At 73.5% G+C, this 1,441-nt stretch carries 2 protein-coding genes; one reads left to right on the top strand and one right to left on the bottom strand.

Features of this window, described 5'->3' with window-relative positions; all coding sequences use genetic code 11:
* The coding region (locus tag CQZ88_RS18220; protein ID WP_102800142.1) for a DNA-3-methyladenine glycosylase at nucleotides 1-885 on the bottom strand (885 nt) is incomplete at its 3' end.
* A gap of 179 nt (nucleotides 886-1,064) precedes the next feature.
* Here CQZ88_RS18220 and CQZ88_RS18215 point away from each other — a divergent pair.
* Nucleotides 1,065-1,441, top strand: a 377-nt coding sequence (locus CQZ88_RS18215) for a ribonuclease H (RefSeq protein ID WP_146034329.1), incomplete at its 3' end; no start/stop codon positions are given.

Below are 1,441 nucleotides of genomic sequence, written 5' to 3'. Positions count from 1 at the left end.
CCCCGCCCCGCCGGTAGCCATGATCAGTCGCACCGCTCGATAACGGTGCGGCCGAAGCGGTTCCAGATACTTCACCATGCCGGCGTCGTCGAGTGGTGCGCCCAGCAGCGACCAGCCGACGATCGTCGCGAGGTGGTAGTCGCCCACCGACAGCGCGTCCGCGTCGCCGAAGGCGCGCTGCGCGACCTCGGCGGCGGTCCATACGCCCACGCCCGGGATCGAGCGCAGCTTCCGCTGCGCCTCGGCCGGCGCGAGGTCGACGAGCCGCTCGAGGCGGTCGGCCAGCCGGGCGCAGCTCACGACGGTCCGGGCCCGGCCGGGGTCGACGTTGGCGCGGTGGAACTCCCACGACGGGACGCGGCGCCACGTCTCGGCGGCCGGGGGCACCCGCATCCCCTCCGGTGCCGGACCGGGCGCGACGTCGCCGAACCACGTGACGAGCCGCCGCCACGACGCGAACGCGGCGACGCTGTGCACCCGCTGTTCGAGGATCGCCGGGACCAGGGCCTCGAGGACGCGGCCGGTGCGCGGGATCCGCAGGGCCGGCAGGCGGCGATGGGCCTCGGCCAGGCTCGGATGCTCGGGCCGGAACCCGGTCGGGTCGTCCTCGGCACCGAGAAGGGTGGGAAGGTGTGCCGACAGTTCCTCGGCCCCGGCACCCCACGCGTGGCAGCGCACGCCGCGCGGACCGTCCTGCACGAGCCGGTAGGTGACCGGCCCCGACGCCAACCGGGACGTGCGCCACACGGCCTGCCCGTCGCGGCGATGGCAAGGGTCGTAGGGCCCGCGCTGCAGGGGTTGCAACGTCAGCGCGACGTCCACCGGCCGAGGCAGCTCGGCGCGGACGACGAGCGCGCCGGTGCTGGGTGGAGCGGGGGCGGGCACCGGTCCACCGTACTGTGCGACGAGGTGACCGTGCGACGAGGTGCGGATCGAAGGCGGCGACCCGCCGAGCGTGCGCTTCTCGCGCCGACACGCCGAGGGGTGCCGCGATTTCTGCGCAGCCGCGGCGCGTCGGCGCCTCGGGCGCGACGTCGCCCCTGCCACGGGATATGGTCTGGCACATGATCATCGTGAGCACCGACGGTTCCTGCCTTCGCAATCCGGGCGGCGCCATCGGATGGGCGTGGGTCAATCACGAGGGACCGAGCCGCTCGGGCGGGGAGCACTCGGGCACCAATCAGATCGCCGAGCTGCGGGCGCTGCTCGAGGCGCTGAAGGCCCATCCCGGTCCGGAACCGATGATCATCGAATCCGACTCGCAGTACGCCATCAAGTGCGCCTCGGAATGGTTGCCGGGCTGGAAGCGCAAGGGCTGGAAGACGGCGACCGGCGCGCCGGTGAAGAACCTCGATCTGGTCCAGGCCATCGACCGCGTCCTCGCCGACCGGTCCGGGCCGGTGCGGTTCCGGTGGGTGCGCGGACACGTCGGCAACCACTT

Origin of the sequence: Rhodococcus sp. ENV425 (assembly GCF_002887785.1) — a bacterium.
GTDB lineage: Bacteria > Actinomycetota > Actinomycetes > Mycobacteriales > Mycobacteriaceae > Rhodococcus > Rhodococcus aetherivorans.
This window is presented reverse-complemented; position numbering and strand designations above follow the sequence as displayed.